Here is a 16270-nt window from a genome sequence, read left to right as displayed (position 1 = left end):
TCTCAGCGCGAGCGAAGCTCGTCGCGGCCCCGCATCCGCCTTCGCCAAGGCTTCGGCGGACAAGAGCGGGGCGAGGGAGTGCGAGCGGTCTACGTCCCTTACGAGGCAGCCCCCGGGTTGTTGCCAACGACCGCCCATGACATCATCCGAATCCCGAGTCATCTCTGCCCTCTGGATGCCCGATGCCACGCCGGAAATTTGCCTGGGAGAAGCTGTCGGATGACGAGTTGCTCAAGCAACGCCTCTCCAGTCTGAGGGTTACGGTCGAAGGCACCTGGCTCGAGGATTGCGTCAGAACGCTGTACGAGGAGCTCGAGGAGCGCGGCATCCGGCTGCGGCCGCACACCTGGATGTCGAGCGAATGGTTCAGTCCGGGCGGCGTTCCCGGCATCGCCATTCCGTTCTATCTCGCTCATCCCCGCCTGATGAAGCTCGAGAAGAAGATGATGTTCGACGTCGAGGGCGGAACCTGGCGTGAATGCATGGCCATCCTCCGTCACGAAGCGGGCCACGCCATACAGCACGGCTACCAGTTGCAGCGCCGCCGGCGCTGGCAGCAGCTGTTCGGCCCGTCGTCGAAACATTATCCGCGCTATTACCGGCCCAATCCGGCCAGCCGGCGCTATGTCCAGCATCTGCGGCTCTGGTACGCGCAGAGCCATCCGGACGAGGATTTCGCCGAGACCTTTGCGGTGTGGCTGCGGCCCCGTTCGAACTGGCGGACACGATACGCCGGCTGGCCGGCGCTGAAGAAGCTCGAATATGTCGACGAACTGATGGGCGAGATCGCGGGCAAGCGACCGCCGATCGCGACGCGGGAGCGTGTCGATACGCTGGGTCGGCTGAGCCAGACGCTCGAAGAGCACTACAAGAAGAAGCAGGCGTTCTACGCCTTCACGCCCCCCAAGACCTACGACCGCGATCTCTCCCGGCTGTTTTCAGCCGATCCACGGCACCACCGCTCAAAGCCGGCTTCGACCCTGATCAGGCGCCACCGCTCCCAGATCAGGCAATTGGTCTCGCGATGGACCGGCGAGAATCAGCTTACGCTCGATGCCGTGCTTGACGAGATGATCTCTCGTTGTCGCGAGCTCGATCTGCGTGCCGTCGGCCCTGAACAGAAGCTCGTTCTCGACTTCATCGTCCTCGTGACCGCCAAGACGATGCACACGATGTTTGGCCCGTCTCGACGAAAATGGATCGCGCTATGAGACGTCTGCGCATTCTAGTGCTCATGCATCCGGACTTTGTGCCGCCGGACTCCAGCGACGGGCACACCGCGCAGGAAATCAACGCGTGGAAAACCGAATACGACGTGGTGAGTACCTTGCGCGCGGCGGGCCATGAGGTTCGCCCACTCGGCGCGCAGGAGGAAATCAAGCCGGTGCGCGAAGCGATCGAGGAGTTCAAGCCGCACGTGGTTTTCACGCTGTTGGAGGAATTCCACAACAACGTCGCCTTCGACCAGCACATCGCGAGTTATCTCGAACTGATGAAGGTCCCCTATACCGGGTGCAATCCGCGCGGCCTGACCCTGGCCCGCGGCAAGGATTTGTCCAAGACGCTGGTGCATCACCGCCGGATCGCCGCGCCCGCCTTTGCCGTCTTCCCGATGCGCCGCAAGGTGAAACGTCCGACACGTCTTGCGCTGCCGCTGATCGTCAAGAGCCTGAACATGGATGGCTCGTTCGGCATCTCGCAAGCCTCGATCGTCGACACCGACGAGAAGCTGGCGGAGCGAGTTGCCTTCATCCACGAGCGGGTCGAATCCGCCGCCATTGCCGAGCAGTTCATCGAAGGGCGAGAGCTTTACGTCGGCGTGCTCGGCAACAACCGCTTACGCGTTCTGCCGGTCTGGGAGTTGAAATTCGGCAGCATGGGCGGCCGCTCGTCACGGCACATCGCCACCGAGAAGGCCAAGCACGACACCGACTATCAGGAGAAGGTCGGCATCGTCGACGGGCCTGCGAAGGATCTGGCGCCGGAAGTGACCGCCAAGATCCAGCGGGCCGCGAAACGCATCTACCGGGTGCTTGGCCTCGACGGCTACGCGCGCATCGATTTTCGTCTCACCGCCGACGGCACGCCATATTTCATCGAAGCCAATCCAAATCCCGAGATCGCCAAGAGCCAGGAGTTCGCCACGGCCGCTCTACATGCCGGGCTCAAATATCCGGCTCTCCTGCAGCGCATCCTGGCCCTCGGGATCAGCCGCGCCAAGGCGGGCGTGTCACTGGGATGATGAGGCTGACGATCGCCCCTCATCCTTCGAGACGCGCTCCGCGCCGCTCGGGATGAGGGATCGTCGTTGCGCTGCGTTACACGATTCCCGCGGCGACCTGGCCGCGCAGGCGTTCGAGCCCGAGCAATGTCTCCGCACAGGCGGCCGCGACCTCGACGCCCTTGATCGCGAAATGCCTGCGGAAGAAATCGTAGTGCACCTCGGTCTCGTGGAATTGCTGCGGTGTCAGCACCGCGGAGAACACGGGCACCTCGGTACGCAGCTGCACGTCCATCAACGCCTTGATCACTGTGTCGGCGACGAACTCATGACGGTAGATGCCGCCGTCGACGACGAGGCCGGCTGCAACAATCGCGGTGTAGCGCCGCGTCTTGGCGAGGATCTGCGCATGCAGCGGGATCTCGAACGAGCCCGGCACCTCGAACACGTCAACATGATTGAGGTGACGTGCTTCGGCCTCCCTCACGAAGGCAATACGGGCCTCCTCGACCACGTCGCGGTGCCAGCAGGCCTGCACGAAGGCCACCCGCTGCGGTTTCGCGAAGCGCGGCTGGTCGGGCGCCGGATCTTGCGGAACCGGCGGTGGCGTTTGGGTTGGTTGGGAAATTTCGGATTTGGAAGTTTCGACTTGGGGGTCTTGCAACATCTGATTCATGGCTTTCCTCAGTTAAGGACCAGAATCAGGGCACACGGAACGACAAACAGCCGCATCCTGCGATGCGTCTGCCACCGACCGTTCTCTTTCATCCGGACTTTAACCGTCGGCTTCGGAGTTGCACCGAATCTGCTGACCCTTCCCTTCGGCAAATCCCTTTCGGGACAATTCGGGGGAAGGCGCTCGCGGGCTTAGGCCTTACGGCCCTTACCGCCGGTGGGGACTTTCACCCCGCCCTGAGAACATCGGCCGTCCGGAATGAACGGCCTGATCGAAATATGACGCCGGTTGGGGGCCGCGGCAAGCGGGTTCCGCATGGGAAAACCGCATGGTCCCATGCCGGGATGGCGGGCGGCCCTCGCGCGGCGGAATTAACGATTTGCGCGCGGTCCGGGAGTCCGATTCCGGTTTGTTCTTTTCGTTAATAATTGTGGCCGAGATGAGCTGTGGACGAACGAGTCCTGACTTGTGGACGGACTCGGCAGCCAGTTGCGCAGATTCCGCAAATCACATCAGTTGATCCGCGACAAGCCCGCGCTGATCCGAACGGATCGCCTTAGCAAGATTAAGGGAGCGCGCGCCGGACCAACCGCGTGCGTATCAAAGACAACAAAAAGGCAAGAGGTCGAGACGGCATGTCCCTGCTCGAAGGCACTATCGATTCCAAAAACCATCCGCTCGCAGTGGTCGAGGATATCGCTGCCAGCAACAACTGGCCGTTCGAACGCTCCGGCGAAGACGAGCTCACGATTGTCTCCAAGGGACAATGGACCGACTACCAGATCTCTTTCACCTGGATGGGCGAGATCGAAGCGCTGCATCTGGCCTGCGCTTTCGACATGAAGATTCCGGTTGCGCGGCGACCGGAGGTCCAGCGGCTCGTGGCCGCGGTCAACGAACAGTTGTGGGTCGGGCATTTCGACCTGTGGACCACCACCGGCATGATCATGCACCGGCAGGCCCTGGTGCTGCCGGGCGGGCTCATCGCTTCCACGGGGCAATGCGAAGCCATGCTCGCCGGCACCATCCACGCCTGCGAACGCTATTTCCCGGCGTTCCAGTTCGTGGTGTGGGCCGGCAAGTCCACGACGGAAGCCATGGACGCGGCGATGTTCGACACGGTGGGCGAGGCTTAGTTTCTTGTCGTCCCGGCCTAGTGCGCAATTGCGCACGGGGGCCGGGACCCATACCGCGTGATTTCGCTTGTGGCACGCTGCTTGTTGCCAACACCTCCATCCACTAAAACCAGTTGTGGTTATGGGTCCCGGCCCCCCCGTGCGCAATTGCGCACTAGGCCGGGACGACACTGAGTTTGTGGCAACGGCTATGACGAGCAACAGCACTCTCCAAAACATCACCGGCACCATCCTGCTCGCCGGCGCCGGCAAGATGGGCGGCGCGATGCTGACCGGCTGGCTTTCGGGCGGGCTCGATCCGCGCCGCGTCGCGGTGATTGATCCACACATCTCGGCCGAGATCACCGCACTTGCCGCCAAGGGGGTTGCGCTCAATCCTGATGTGACGACGGCAGGCCAGGTCGAGACGCTGATCGTCGCGGTGAAGCCGCAGATGTTCCGCGAGGCCGGCGCCAAGCTGAAGCCATTCGTCTCCGACAAGACCGCGGTGGTGTCGATCATGGCAGGAACCACGATCGCCTCGCTCGAGGAGGTCTGCGGCGGCGCGGTGGTGCGCGCGATGCCGAACACGCCGGCCGCAATCGGCCGCGGCATCACGGTGGCTGTCGCCGCGAACAATGTCAGCGCACAGCAACGCGCGGTGGCCGATGCGCTGCTACGCGCCACCGGCTCGGTCGAATGGGTCGACGATGAGAGCCTGATGGACGCGGTGACCGCGGTGTCCGGCTCGGGCCCGGCCTATGTGTTTCTGCTGGCCGAAGAGCTCGCGCGCGCCGGTGTCGAGGCGGGATTGCCCGAGGCGCTGGCGACGAAACTCGCGCGCCAAACCGTCGCCGGCTCGGGTGAACTTCTCCACCAGTCGGAGCTTGCCTCCGGCACGCTGCGTCAGAACGTCACCTCGCCCGGCGGCACCACGGCCGCGGCGCTCGGCGTGCTGATGGGCGAGCCCGGCCTGCGCGATCTGATGATCCGCGCGATCGCGGCGGCGACGCAGCGGTCGAAGGAATTGGCGAAGTAAGGAAGTGCCGTAGGGTGGGCAAAGCGAAGCGTGCCCACCAATTCGAATGCAACCGCGGAAAGATGGTGGGCACGGCGCTAGGCGCCTTTGCCCACCCTACGGTTTCGAGCCCGCGGCAAGCCGCTTGTTGAACATCTCGATATTGACGAGCCCGCGCGCGTGGCGGCCTTCGCCGAGTTTTCGCGTGCCCTCGAAGGCCTCGACCTCGAAGCGGATGACGCGGCGCTCGACTGCGAAAACCTTCGCGGTGGCCCGCACCGTCGCGCCGACAAGGGCTGCTGCAAGATGGCGGATATCAACCTCGGTGCCGACGGTGACCCAGCCGGGCTGAAGGACGCTGCGGATCGCATCGCCCGACGTCATCTCCATTTCCAGGATCATCATCGGCGTCGCATAGACCATCGGCATGCCGGGCACAAAATGCCCGACAGTGCGCTCCACCGGCACCACGAGCGTGCGCTCGGCGCTCATGCCGACCTTGATGTAGTCGCGTGCGTCCATGGGGCCTCCCCCCGTCGTCCTGGACAAGCGCAGCGAAGCGGAGCGCCGATCCAGGACCCATTACCCCGACTCAACATTGTCATGCGCGGTCTAAACCACGACCTGCTGCGACAACTGCCCCTTGGGGTAATGGGTCCTGGCTTTCGCCAGGACGACATTTGTGGTTGCCGAACCAGCGGCAGCTACTTCTTCGCAGCCGCCGCGCGCTCCACAAACGTCTTGCCGCCCTTCATCTTGTGGCGGAGCGGGGCCTCGTTGATCTGGATGACGACGGCGTCGGCATCGACGCCGAGATTCTTCACCAGCGCCTGGGTGATATCGCGCATCATGCCGGCCTTTTGTTCGTCGGTGCGGCCTTCGGCCATGCTGACAGTGATCTCAGGCATTTTTTCTCTCCCTTTGCTGTCGTCATGGCCGGGCTTGTCCCGGCCATCCACGTTCTCTCTTCCATCAAACAAGACGTGGATGCCCGGGACAAGCCCGGGCATGACGCCTGCCGGTATAGCTATCCCCACTTTACGTCATGGCGCGCCAACACCTCGCGCACTTTGGCGACGAGGTCGGCCTCGCTGCACGAGAACTGCGCCGGGCGGCTCTCGCGCCATTCCTGGTTGGAAGCGATCGCGGCCGCCGCCTTCGCGCCCTCGATCAGATCCTTGATCTGCACCTCGCCACGCGCTTTTTCATCCGAACCTTGGATGATGACGCAAGGCGCATTGCGGCGGTCGGCATATTTGAGCTGGTTGCCCATGTTCTTGGGATTGCCGAGATAGAGCTCGGCGCGGATGCCGGCGGTTCGCAACGATGCGACCATCTTCTGGTAGTCGGCGACGCGGTCGCGGTCGAACACGGTGACGACGACGGGGCCGAACTCGGGCCGCGTGTCGAGCTTGCCGAGCAGCGTCAACGCGGCCTGAAGCCTGGATACGCCGATCGAGAATCCGGTCGCCGGCACCGGCTCGCCGCGGAAGCGCGAGACGAGGCCGTCATAGCGGCCGCCACCGCCGACCGAGCCGAAACGGACCGGGCGGCCTTTTTCGTCCTTGATGTCGAGCAGCAGTTCGACCTCGTAGACGGGGCCGGTGTAATATTCGAGGCCGCGCACGACGGAGGGGTCGATACGGATGCGGTCTGCGCCGTAACCCGATGCCGTCACCAGTTTGGCGATCTCTTCCAGCTCGCTCACGCCGGCCTGACCGACTTCGCTCTTGGCGAGATAGGTTTCCGCCGCGGCGATCGCCTCTTTCCAATCGTCGCGGGGCTTGGTGATGGCGAGGACGACGTCGGCCTCCGGCGCGCTCAAATTGGCGCCCTTTGTGAAATCGCCCTTGCCTTCTTCGCCGCCATCCCATCTGCCGGGACCGAGCAGCTTGCGAACTTCCTCGGCGGGAAACTTGTCGAGCTTATCGATTGCGCGCAACACGGTCAGTCTGCGTGCTGCGTTTTCTTCGCCGCCGAGCCCGATGGCTTCCAGAACGCCGTCGAGCACTTTGCGATTGTTCACCTTCACGACATACGAGCCGCGCGCGATGCCCAGCGCTTCCATCGTGTCCGCGGCCATCATGCAGATCTCAGCGTCCGCCGCGGGCGTCGCCGAGCCAACCGTGTCCGCGTCGAACTGCATGAACTGGCGGAAGCGGCCGGGGCCGGGCTTCTCGTTGCGGAAGACGTAGCCGACCCGGTAGCTGCGGTAGGGCAACACAAGGCCGTCGGTCCCGTATCGCTCGCCGACATAGCGGGCGAGCGGCGCTGTCAGATCATAGCGCAAGCTGATCCACTGCTCGTCGTCGTCCTGGAACGAGAACACGCCCTCGTTCGGGCGATCCTGATCTGGCAGGAACTTGCCGAGCGCGTCGGTGTATTCCATCGCCGGCGTTTCCACCGGCTCGAACCCGTAGAGCTCGTAGACGGTGCGGATCTTTTCCACCATCTCGCGCGTCGCCCGGATTGCGGCGGGATCGCGATCCTCGAGCCCGCGCGGCAAGCGCGCCTTCAGTTTCTGCGGTTTTTTGGGTTTTTCGGCCATGCGCGGCATTTACCAGCCGACGCGCGAGGCGGCAACTGCCGGGTCGTCGCTTACGGCTGCTCCATTCGTGCCCGGAGCGCATCCGCATCCGCTTTCGGCAGCGACTTCAGCGTCGGCTTGATGGTTTCGCCGCCGACGATCTTGCCGTTGCGCATGAACATCCAGTCCGAGATGTCGGCTTCCGTGAATTCGACCTTGTCGCCTGCCCGCTTGCCGGGGAGATCGCGTGGCTCGTTGGCGAAGAGGCCGGAATAGGCCCCATTGGGTAGCTTCTTCACCTCGGCCATCCAGATGTGCTCACCGCCTTTGCGGGTCGAAAAGTGCACCTTCAGGGCATGCCCTGACTCGGACGGCTTCGGCGCCTCATAGGAGGCCCAGAATGTCGGCAGCGTGCCGCGGGCGCGCGCGATCGCGGTGTTCATCTCCGGATCGGTGGTGCGCACGTCGACGACGGGCGAACGGCCCTCAGCGGAGACATCCGGTTTGGGGCCGATGGTCAGAATGCCGAAGACGGTGGCGCCGGTGATTGCGGCGAGAACGACCCATTTCAGGGGCTGGGGAAGAGTGGATGTCATGTTCGCAATGTCCGGAAGACTCGATGTCCAGGTATTAGAGGTCTCGGACTTTGTCGCACTATCATCGTGTCGCGTTCATTGCGCCTCTCTCTCCCCGCGAGCGGAGAGAGAGGGCAAAAATCAAGACAGATTGCGGATCCAGTTGTGCGGATCATTGGTGCGGCCGTACTGGATGTCGACGAGCTGCTTGCGCAGGCCCATGGCGACGGGGCCGGCGGCCCCGCCCGAGATCTCGAAATCGCCGCTCACCGAGCGCACCGTGCCGATCGGCGAGATCACGGCGGCGGTGCCGCAGGCAAACGCCTCCTTGAGCTTGCCGCTCGCCGCATCCTTGCGCCATTGGTCGAGCGAGTACGGCTCCTCGCGCACGGTCTTGCCGGCGTCTTTGGCCAACGCGATGATGGAATCGCGGGTGATGCCGGGCAGGATCGTGCCGAGCGGCGGCGTCGAGAGCGAGCCGTCGTCGAACACGAAGAACACGTTCATGCCGCCGAGCTCTTCGATATAGCGGCGCTCGATGGCATCGAGAAAGACGACCTGATCGCAGCCGTGCTGGATCGCTTCGGCCTGCGCGCGCAGGCTTGCGGCATAGTTGCCGCCGCATTTGACGGCGCCGGTGCCGCCGACGGCAGCGCGCGTGTAGTTCTCGGACACCCAGATCGACACCGGGGCGGGGCCGCCCTTGAAGTAGGAGCCGACCGGCGAGGCGATCACCGCGAAGATGTATTCGGACGAGGGCTTGACGCCGAGGAAGGTCTCGCTCGCGATCATGAAGGGGCGCAGGTAAAGACTGCCCTCGCCGCCCGGCATCCAGGCGCGGTCGATGCGCACGATTTGCTCGACCGCCTCGATGAAGACGTCTTCGGGGAGCTGCGCCATCGCCATGCGGTCCGCCGAGTCCTTGAAGCGCCGTGCATTGGCGTCGGGGCGAAACAGGTTCACGCCGCCGTCGTCGCGCTTGTAGGCCTTGAGGCCTTCAAAAATTTCCTGGGCGTAGTGCAGGACGGCGCCGGCCGGATCGAGCTGGAAATTGGCGCGGGCCTCGACACGCGCCTCGTACCAGCCGCCCTTGGCCTGGTTGTAGCGGACCACCGCCATGTGGTCGGTGAAGACCCGCCCGAAACCGGGGTCGACCAGCTTTGCGACCCGATCCTTCTCGGGGGTCGGATTGGGTGCGGGCTGGATGTCGAATTTCATGCTCATGTCCTTGCCTCCCGCTGCCGGTGGCGGCGCCGTTGTGGCACCCACCTGCCCCGATTTGGGCCCGGCTGGCTCGATTGGTTTCTGGCCGGACCGCCGCCAGCCTTGTTACGGCCGGTTTCCGTGGCCAGCATGTCACCGAGGACATGCTTTTGCGGAAGACGGAAGTCCAGTATGTTTTGCCGAAATGCCGTTCGACAATCGCACGGTAGATCTGCTCCGGCCGTCTCCGCCTGTCCGGCCCACTGCGGCCGCCTTGCTTCGATGCCCACCCGACGCGAAACGATCTAAAATTTCGTACGGGCTGATCGTTTTGTAACATTGAACCCAAGATACGTCAATATGCCTGACATAAATTTCGCGACTCCTTCTCAAGACGCTGCCGGGCCGCGGCCGGCCGCAGACGACGGAGGCAATTTGCGCTGGGATATCATCGAACTGCTGTTCTTCGCCTATCGCGATTTCGTCGGCGATCCCGACCAGGAGCTGGAGGCGTTCGGCTTCGGCCGGGCCCATCACCGCGTCATGCACTTCGTCTATCGTTATCCCGGCCTCAAGGTCGCCGACCTCCTCGACGTCCTGCGCATCACCAAGCAATCGCTCGGCCGGGTGCTCAAGCAGCTCCTGGACGAAGGCTATATCGTGCAGAAGACCGGCGACAATGATCGCCGCCAACGCCTGCTGTTTGCGACACCGAAGGGCGAGGCGCTGGTGCAGAAGCTCGCCGGCCTCCAGACCACGCGCATCACCAAGGCACTCGCCGAGATGACGCCGCAGGATGCCGAGACCGTCAAGCGCTTCCTGCGCGCGATGATCGACCGCGACGATCCGGACAAGGTGCTGGAGACGATCTTTGCCACCGTCAATCAGGACAAGGAGTGACCGTGCCGCTCGCTGCCACGCTCGCACGCCCGCCGGCACGTCCCGCCGACGATGCCCCGCATCTCCTGCTGGTCGATGACGACCGCCGTATCCGCGACCTGCTCTCGCGCTTCCTTGCCGGCGAAGGCTATCGTGTCTCGACCGCCGCCAGCGCCAGCGACGCCCGTTCCAAGCTTCTGGGCCTGCACTTCGACCTCTTGATCCTGGACGTGATGATGCCCGGGGAGACCGGCTTCGATCTCGCCCGTTTCATCCGGACCTCGTCCTCGGTGCCGATCGTGATGCTGACGGCGCGGCACGAAGCCGAAGCGCGCATCGAGGGCCTGCAGATCGGCGCCGACGATTACGTCGCAAAGCCGTTCGAGCCGCGCGAGCTTGCGCTGCGCATCAACAACATCCTCAAGCGCGCCGCGCCGCCGCCACAGGCCGCTGCGGTGGAGAAGATCGCGTTTGGCCCGTACATCTATCACCTCGAGCGCGGCGAACTGCGCCAGGGCGAAGACGTCATTCACCTCACCGACCGCGAGCGCGAGATGCTGCGGATTCTGTCGGAGACACCGGGCGAGACCGTGCCGCGCAGCGCGCTGACCGGCAATGGCAGCGTCAACGAGCGCGCCGTCGACGTGCAGATCAACCGCCTGCGGCGCAAGATCGAGACCGATCCCGCCAATCCGCTATTCCTCCAGGCCGTGCGCGGCATCGGCTACCGGCTGGTAGCCTCGCCATAAAGAGTGAAGCGCCACCGATGAGCACGATCGATAGCGGCCTGACGCTTTTGAAGAGCGCCGCCGGCCGCGTCTCCGCCGCCAATGGCTGGATGGGCAACGCGTTCAAGGGCTGGATGCCGACCGGCCTCTACGCGCGTGCGCTGCTGATCATGATCGTGCCGATGGTGATCCTGCAATCGGTCGTCGCCTTCGTGTTCATGGAGCGGCACTGGAACACGGTGACACGGCGCCTGTCGGCCGCCGTGGTGCAGGACATCGCCGCGCTGATCGACGTCTACAAGGGCTATCCGCAGGACAAGGACCGCAACGAGATCCGCCGCATCGCGCAGCAGCGCCTGGGCCTCGTCGTCGATTTCCTCCCGGCTGGCGACATGCCGCCGCCGGGACCAAAGCCGTTCTTCTCGCTGCTCGACCAGACGCTGTCGGTGCAGCTCGGCCGCCAGATCGGGCGCTCCTTCTGGATCGACACGGTTGGCCGCTCCAACCTCGTCGAGATCCGGATCCAGCTCGACGACGCCGTGATGCGCGTGTTCGCGCAGCGCAGCGCCGCCTATGCCTCGAACTCGGAGATCTTCCTGTTCTGGATGGTCGGAACGTCCTCGATCCTGCTGATCGTCGCGGTGCTATTCCTGCGCAACCAGATCAAGCCGATCCTGCGACTTGCCGATGCCGCCGAAAGTTTTGGCAAGGGCCGGGAGGCGCCGAATTTCCGCCCGCGCGGCGCGCGCGAGGTGCGGCGCGCGTCGGTCGCCTTCCTCGAAATGAAATCGCGCATCGAGCGGACGATGGAGCAGCGCACCGCGATGCTCGCCGGCGTCAGCCACGATCTGCGCACGATCCTGACGCGGTTCAAGCTCGAGCTGGCGCTGATCGGCGACAGCCCCGAAATGGAGGGCATGCGCAAGGACGTCGACGAGATGTCGATGATGCTCGAGGACTACCTCGCGTTTGCCCGCGGCGATTCCGGCGAACAGTCGCAGCCGACCGACATGGCCCAGGCGCTCGAGGAGCTACGCAGCGACGCCGAACGCCACGGCCACATGGCGACCGTCGCGTTCAACGGACTGCCCGTGGTCACGGTGAAGCCGGCCTCGTTCAAGCGCTGCCTTGCCAACCTCGTCACCAACGCCGCCCGCTACGGCAAGAGCATCGCCATCACCGGCCAGCGCGATCACCGATATTTGACCGTGACGGTCGACGACGACGGGCCGGGCATTCCCGCGCACTTACGCGAAGAGGTGTTCAAGCCGTTCCTGCGGCTGGACAACGCCCGCAACCAGGACGAAGGCGGCACGGGTCTTGGGCTCGCGATCGCCCGCGACATCGCCCGTTCGCATGGCGGCGACATCACGCTTGGCGACAGTCCGATGGGCGGCCTAAGGGCGAGCGTGCGGATACCGGTGTAGGCGCCTCTTCACCTCGCCCCGCTTGCGGGGAGAGGTCGAATTCGATCGCTGATCGAATTCGGGTGAGGGGGTACAGGTCCCTCAACAATCGCACGTGTGGAGAGAGGCCCCTCACCCCAACCCTCTCCCCGTAAGAACAGGGCGAGGGAGCCGCACCGGCCGCGCGGCACCTATTTCGGCAACAGCGCCTTCAGCTTGTCCATGTCGCGCACGTTCATCTTGAAGCCGCCGGGCATCACGATGTCGCCGGGCTTCTGGTCCGGCTTGCAGGCCCCCAGCCATTTCGCTTCGAGCTGCATGGTCGTGTCGCGGCCTGCCGTGCCGGCGGCGCCGCCTTGCGCGTGCGACGACGTCTTCACCGTATAGGCCGAATTGAAATCACCTGATATCTCAGCATGCGAGGTCGTGCTGATGCCGGCGACATTGCATTCGGAATCGCTGACGTAACCGGTCGCGGTTTTCTTGATGTCCTGCTTGGCGCAGATCTGCTTGGCCATCGGGGAGACGTTGTTGTTCATTTCCTTGTCGACGGTCTCGTCGGTGCAGTGCTGCATGGTCATCTCGGGCACCGGCATGCCGGTCCTGACCATCTTCAATTCCCACAGCCCCGCCTTGCGCACCGGCAGGTCGTCAGCGCGGGCGCTGGCTGCCGACAAGACGAGGCAAAGGGCGGAGCCGAGCAAAGCGAGTTTGCGCGTCATGTCGGAAGCTCCCGGCTGCGATAGCGGCGTTGCGAAAGCGCCTCAGTAGAGCGTGCGGATCGGCTGGTCGGCGGCGCCATAGGGCACCCAGCGGCAGGAGAACGAGATGTAGCCGCCCTCATAGGCCTGCATCGCCAGGAATTTGGCGACCTTGCCATAGCGCGCACAATGATCGACCGCGACCTGCCGCGCATCGACCTGGGTTGCCATCGAATAGGCGATGATGCCGCCGGTGTCGTTGCCCTTGAACGGAGGCACCGGAAGGAGATCGGCGCGCGCCGACTGGCTCGCCAACATACCCAAGGCAAGTAGGCCCGCGGCCGCAATGATTCGCATTCCCGTCACTCCGATTGGTTGGCGGCAGTTTACGGTGCCGGCGCGGCGGAGGAAAGAACGGAAGCCCCCTCTAACGCAGCGTTGCGGTCAACTCGTCGGCAAGTGTTGCCGCGCTGCACTTGACCTCCCCCGGCCTTCGCGGCACCGTCCGACCCTCGCAGATCATGCTGTCTGGATTGCCCATGCGCGCCTCGACCTTCCTGAAATCGCTCCGCTTTGCCGCCGTGCTCGGCCTTCTGTTCGGGGCGCTGTCGCTCGGTGAGGCCAGGGCCGCCAATCCGCTGGAGCTGAATTTCTGGCTGAGCGGGCCGCGTTATGACGGCAACGTCTCCGAATGCGACAGGGCGCTGCCGACGATCGCCAGCCAGTTCTGGGAGAAAGAAAGCTCGTTCTGGAATTCCTCGTTGAAGATCACCGGCTTCGCCGCGGTTCACGAGACCGCGTTCCGGCCCTGGGCATCCGACAACATCCCGCGCCGCTATTGCACCGGCGAGGCCATGCTCACGGACGGCAGGATGCGCAAGGTGCACTTCTCGATCGTCGAGGACGGCGGCTTCGCCGGCTACGGCCAGGGCGTCGAATGGTGCGTGGTCGGGCTCGACCGCAACTGGGCCTACAACCCGGCCTGCCGCGCCGCCAAGCAATAATTGCTCTGATCCCGACCGATCAGGCGGCCGAACGACGGTCGCCCGAAATTTGTTCTTGAAATGTTCTTATCGCCTGCTAGGCTCGCCTGCACAGTCTAGTTGAGGGGCGTCGCCATGTTTCATTCCAGATTGCATTCGTTCTCCCGCCTGATGATCTCGCTGACGCTTGCAGCCGGGCTGGCTGTGCTGGCCGGTGGCGCAAAGGCCCAGGACAAGCGGCAGAACACGCCCGGCGAGTTCGATTTTTATGTGCTGTCGCTGTCGTGGTCGCCCTCCTTCTGCGAAGAGGCGGCGGAGCGCGGCGGCCGCTCGCAGATCCAGTGCAGCGGACGGCCCTACGCTTTCGTGGTGCATGGTCTGTGGCCGCAATATGAGAACGGTTTCCCGGAATATTGCCAGCGGCCGTCGCCGCGACTGAACCGCAGCATCGTTTCCTCCATGCTCGATCTGATGCCGGCGCCGGGGCTGATCTTCAACGAATGGGACAAGCACGGCACCTGCTCGGGGCTCGCCGACCGCAGCTATTTCGAGACGATCCGGAAGGCACGCGCCGCGATCAAGATTCCGGCCGAATATCTCGATTTGTCGCAGGCCAAGACCGTGGCGCCGGCGGAGGTGGAGGAAGCCTTCATCAAGGCCAATCCGGGCCTCAGCAATGCCGCGGTCTCGATCACCTGCAACCGGACGCGGCTATCGGAAGTCCGCATCTGTCTCAGCAAGGACCTGCAATTCCGCGCCTGCGAGGAGATCGACCGCCGCGCCTGCCGCCGCGACCAGGTGGCGATGCCGCCGATCCGAGGTGGCTAGCCCAGGCATCGTGCCTCTTTGCTCGAGCCGTCACGTGGCGTAGTGCTCTTGCATGAATTACCGCCACGCCTTCCATGCCGGCAGCTTCGCCGATGTCATCAAGCACATCGTGCTGGCGCGCATCATCACCTATCTCCAGGACAAGCCGGGTGCGTTCCGCGTCATCGACACCCATGCCGGCGCTGGCCTCTACGATCTCGAAAGCGACGAGGCGCGCCGCGGCGGCGAGTGGCTGACGGGTATTGCGCGGCTGATGCAGGCGCGGCTGTCGAACGACGCCATGGCGCTGACCAAGCCCTATCTCGACATCGTCCGCGCCTTCAATCCGAAGGGTGAGCTCAAGGCCTATCCGGGCTCGCCGCTGATCGCACGCGGCCTGCTGAGGCCGCAGGACCGCCTCTTGCTCTGCGAGATCGAGCCGAAGGCGCGCAAGGCGCTGATCGGCGTGCTGCGCCACGACGAACAGGCCCGCGTGGTCGATCTCGACGGCTGGATGGCGCTGCCGGCTTTCGTGCCGCCCAAGGAACGGCGCGGGCTCGTGCTGATCGACCCGCCGTTTGAGGCAAAGGACGAGTTCGAGAAGCTCGAAGAGGCCTTCTCGACGGCTTTCGCGAAATGGCCGACCGGTATCTATGTAATCTGGTATCCCGCCAAGAGCCGGCGCGCCACCGACGCGCTGGTGCAATCAGTGGCGCGGCTCGCAGCCGCAGCAAAACCGCCGGGAAAATGCCTGCGCCTCGAATTCAGCGTGGCGCCGCAGGCTGACGGCGCAACTCTCACCTCCACCGGGCTCTTGATCGTCAATCCCCCCTACACGCTGCAGGGCGAACTCAAGACGATCCTGCCCGAGCTGGAAATGCCGCTCGGCCAGGGGGGCGCTGCCAGATTCCGATTAGAGGTGCCGAGGCCGTAACACTCCGGCATCTTGGGAAAAATATGCAGGAGCGGTGGTCAATCTGCAGAGAACCGTATTATGCTGTTGCGGTGACTGGCTTTACGTTCCGCTTCCGCGAATGGTTGCGGCGGAGTGAAGGCCTAAGAAAGATCCAGTCGGACCGAATGGTCTGCCCAAGGATGGCCAGCTCCCGGGCTTCGTAAGGCCCGGTCATGTCGTGACGTGCGTCTGCGTCACGACGGAGGAGCAATGAGGGGGAGTTTCCCGATGGCCATGACGGGAACGGTCAAGTTTTTCAACGGTGAGCGCGGCTACGGATTCATCAAACCGGACGACGGGGGCCGCGACGTCTTCGTGCATATTACTGCTGTGGAGCGGGCCGGACTGAAGGACCTTGCCGAAGGACAGCGTATTACTTTCGAAGTCGAACCGGACAAGAAGGGCAAGGGGCCGAAGGCGGTCGATTTGGTCATCCTTCCCTAGCAAGTCCGACGCGAAACACCGGCGCAAAAAAA

At 64.1% G+C, this 16270-nt stretch carries 19 protein-coding genes and 1 riboswitch; of the genes, 11 read left to right on the top strand and 8 right to left on the bottom strand.

Going from position 1 to position 16270, the window contains the following annotated elements; genetic code table 11:
• The first annotated feature begins 182 nt into the window (after positions 1-182).
• Together AC0L20_RS07315 and AC0L20_RS07310 are read left to right on the top strand one after the other, a co-directional pair.
• A complete protein-coding gene (locus AC0L20_RS07315) occupies positions 183-1211 on the top strand; it encodes a putative zinc-binding metallopeptidase (protein ID WP_473288003.1) in 1029 nt (342 codons plus the stop codon).
• Complete coding sequence (locus AC0L20_RS07310; protein ID WP_473288002.1) at positions 1208-2242, top strand: D-alanine--D-alanine ligase family protein; 1035 nt, start codon at positions 1208-1210, stop codon at positions 2240-2242. The genes AC0L20_RS07315 and AC0L20_RS07310 overlap by 4 nt, the downstream gene beginning before the upstream one ends.
• 76 nt (positions 2243-2318) lie before the next feature.
• On the opposite strand, the gene AC0L20_RS07305 is transcribed toward AC0L20_RS07310, so the two are convergent.
• Complete coding sequence (locus AC0L20_RS07305) at positions 2319-2897, bottom strand: 6,7-dimethyl-8-ribityllumazine synthase (protein ID WP_473288001.1); 579 nt, start codon at positions 2895-2897, stop codon at positions 2319-2321.
• A 76-nt stretch (positions 2898-2973) separates the two neighbouring features.
• A riboswitch (FMN riboswitch) is annotated at positions 2974-3145 on the bottom strand.
• Between the two features lie 387 nt (positions 3146-3532).
• Between AC0L20_RS07305 and AC0L20_RS07300 the strand changes: the two genes are divergently transcribed.
• Positions 3533-4033 (top strand): type III secretion system chaperone family protein, encoded by a 501-nt coding sequence (locus AC0L20_RS07300; RefSeq protein WP_473288000.1) that lies wholly within the window; start codon positions 3533-3535, stop codon positions 4031-4033.
• Between the two features lie 190 nt (positions 4034-4223).
• Positions 4224-5051 carry a pyrroline-5-carboxylate reductase gene (gene proC / locus AC0L20_RS07295; protein WP_473287999.1) on the top strand — a complete coding sequence of 276 codons (828 nt, stop codon included), beginning with the start codon at positions 4224-4226 and terminating at the stop codon, positions 5049-5051.
• Between the two features lie 96 nt (positions 5052-5147).
• Here the strand turns inward: proC and AC0L20_RS07290 are convergent, their stop codons facing one another.
• The 5 genes from AC0L20_RS07290 to AC0L20_RS07270 form a co-directional block, all read right to left on the bottom strand.
• Positions 5148-5552: a thioesterase family protein gene (locus tag AC0L20_RS07290; protein ID WP_473287998.1), complete on the bottom strand. Its 405-nt coding sequence runs from the start codon at positions 5550-5552 to the stop codon at positions 5148-5150.
• A gap of 182 nt (positions 5553-5734) precedes the next feature.
• Entirely contained in the window at positions 5735-5938 is a 204-nt protein-coding gene (locus tag AC0L20_RS07285) for a tautomerase family protein (RefSeq protein ID WP_008144861.1), read from the bottom strand.
• Between the two features lie 119 nt (positions 5939-6057).
• Complete coding sequence (hisS, locus tag AC0L20_RS07280; protein ID WP_473287997.1) at positions 6058-7578, bottom strand: histidine--tRNA ligase; 1521 nt, start codon at positions 7576-7578, stop codon at positions 6058-6060.
• Positions 7579-7628: 50 nt separating this feature from the next.
• Positions 7629-8153: a YegJ family protein gene (locus AC0L20_RS07275; protein WP_473287996.1), complete on the bottom strand. Its 525-nt coding sequence runs from the start codon at positions 8151-8153 to the stop codon at positions 7629-7631.
• Positions 8154-8273: 120 nt separating this feature from the next.
• A complete protein-coding gene (locus AC0L20_RS07270; RefSeq protein WP_247357969.1) occupies positions 8274-9356 on the bottom strand; it encodes a branched-chain amino acid aminotransferase in 1083 nt (360 codons plus the stop codon).
• Between the two features lie 339 nt (positions 9357-9695).
• Between AC0L20_RS07270 and AC0L20_RS07265 the strand changes: the two genes are divergently transcribed.
• From AC0L20_RS07265 to AC0L20_RS07255, 3 genes are read left to right on the top strand one after another with little or no spacing between them, the layout of a single operon-like run.
• Entirely contained in the window at positions 9696-10235 is a 540-nt protein-coding gene (locus tag AC0L20_RS07265; RefSeq protein ID WP_473287995.1) for a MarR family winged helix-turn-helix transcriptional regulator, read from the top strand.
• A complete protein-coding gene (locus tag AC0L20_RS07260) occupies positions 10232-10963 on the top strand; it encodes a response regulator (RefSeq protein WP_035993624.1) in 732 nt (243 codons plus the stop codon). Before AC0L20_RS07265 ends, AC0L20_RS07260 begins: the two co-directional genes overlap by 4 nt.
• A 17-nt stretch (positions 10964-10980) precedes the next feature.
• Entirely contained in the window at positions 10981-12369 is a 1389-nt protein-coding gene (locus AC0L20_RS07255; RefSeq protein WP_473287994.1) for an ATP-binding protein, read from the top strand.
• Positions 12370-12539: 170 nt separating this feature from the next.
• Here AC0L20_RS07255 and AC0L20_RS07250 read toward each other — a convergent pair whose 3' ends face one another.
• Together AC0L20_RS07250 and AC0L20_RS07245 are read right to left on the bottom strand one after the other, a co-directional pair.
• The gene (locus AC0L20_RS07250) at positions 12540-13070 is read right to left on the bottom strand and encodes a DUF3617 domain-containing protein (RefSeq protein WP_473287993.1); all 531 of its coding nucleotides are present in this window, start codon (positions 13068-13070) and stop codon (positions 12540-12542) included.
• Between the two features lie 42 nt (positions 13071-13112).
• On the bottom strand, positions 13113-13406 hold the full coding sequence (locus tag AC0L20_RS07245; RefSeq protein ID WP_007614858.1) for a hypothetical protein: 294 nt from the start codon (positions 13404-13406) through the stop codon (positions 13113-13115).
• Between the two features lie 182 nt (positions 13407-13588).
• On the opposite strand from AC0L20_RS07245, the gene AC0L20_RS07240 reads away from it, so the two are divergent.
• From AC0L20_RS07240 to AC0L20_RS07225, 4 genes are all read left to right on the top strand, one after another.
• Positions 13589-14053: a hypothetical protein gene (locus AC0L20_RS07240; RefSeq protein WP_473287992.1), complete on the top strand. Its 465-nt coding sequence runs from the start codon at positions 13589-13591 to the stop codon at positions 14051-14053.
• Positions 14054-14167: 114 nt separating this feature from the next.
• A complete protein-coding gene (locus AC0L20_RS07235) occupies positions 14168-14860 on the top strand; it encodes a ribonuclease T2 family protein (RefSeq protein WP_473287991.1) in 693 nt (230 codons plus the stop codon).
• A 52-nt stretch (positions 14861-14912) separates the two neighbouring features.
• Positions 14913-15773, top strand: coding sequence for a 23S rRNA (adenine(2030)-N(6))-methyltransferase RlmJ (locus AC0L20_RS07230; protein ID WP_473287990.1), 861 nt, complete (start codon positions 14913-14915; stop codon positions 15771-15773).
• 249 nt (positions 15774-16022) lie between these two features.
• Positions 16023-16238, top strand: a complete 216-nt coding sequence (locus AC0L20_RS07225; RefSeq protein WP_007614865.1) for a cold-shock protein — start codon at positions 16023-16025, stop codon at positions 16236-16238.
• The last annotated feature ends 32 nt before the right edge of the window (positions 16239-16270 follow it).

This window comes from Bradyrhizobium sp. Kon58 (assembly GCF_055807455.1).
Note: the sequence above shows the minus strand (reverse complement) of the source record. Positions and strands in the feature narration are given on the sequence as shown.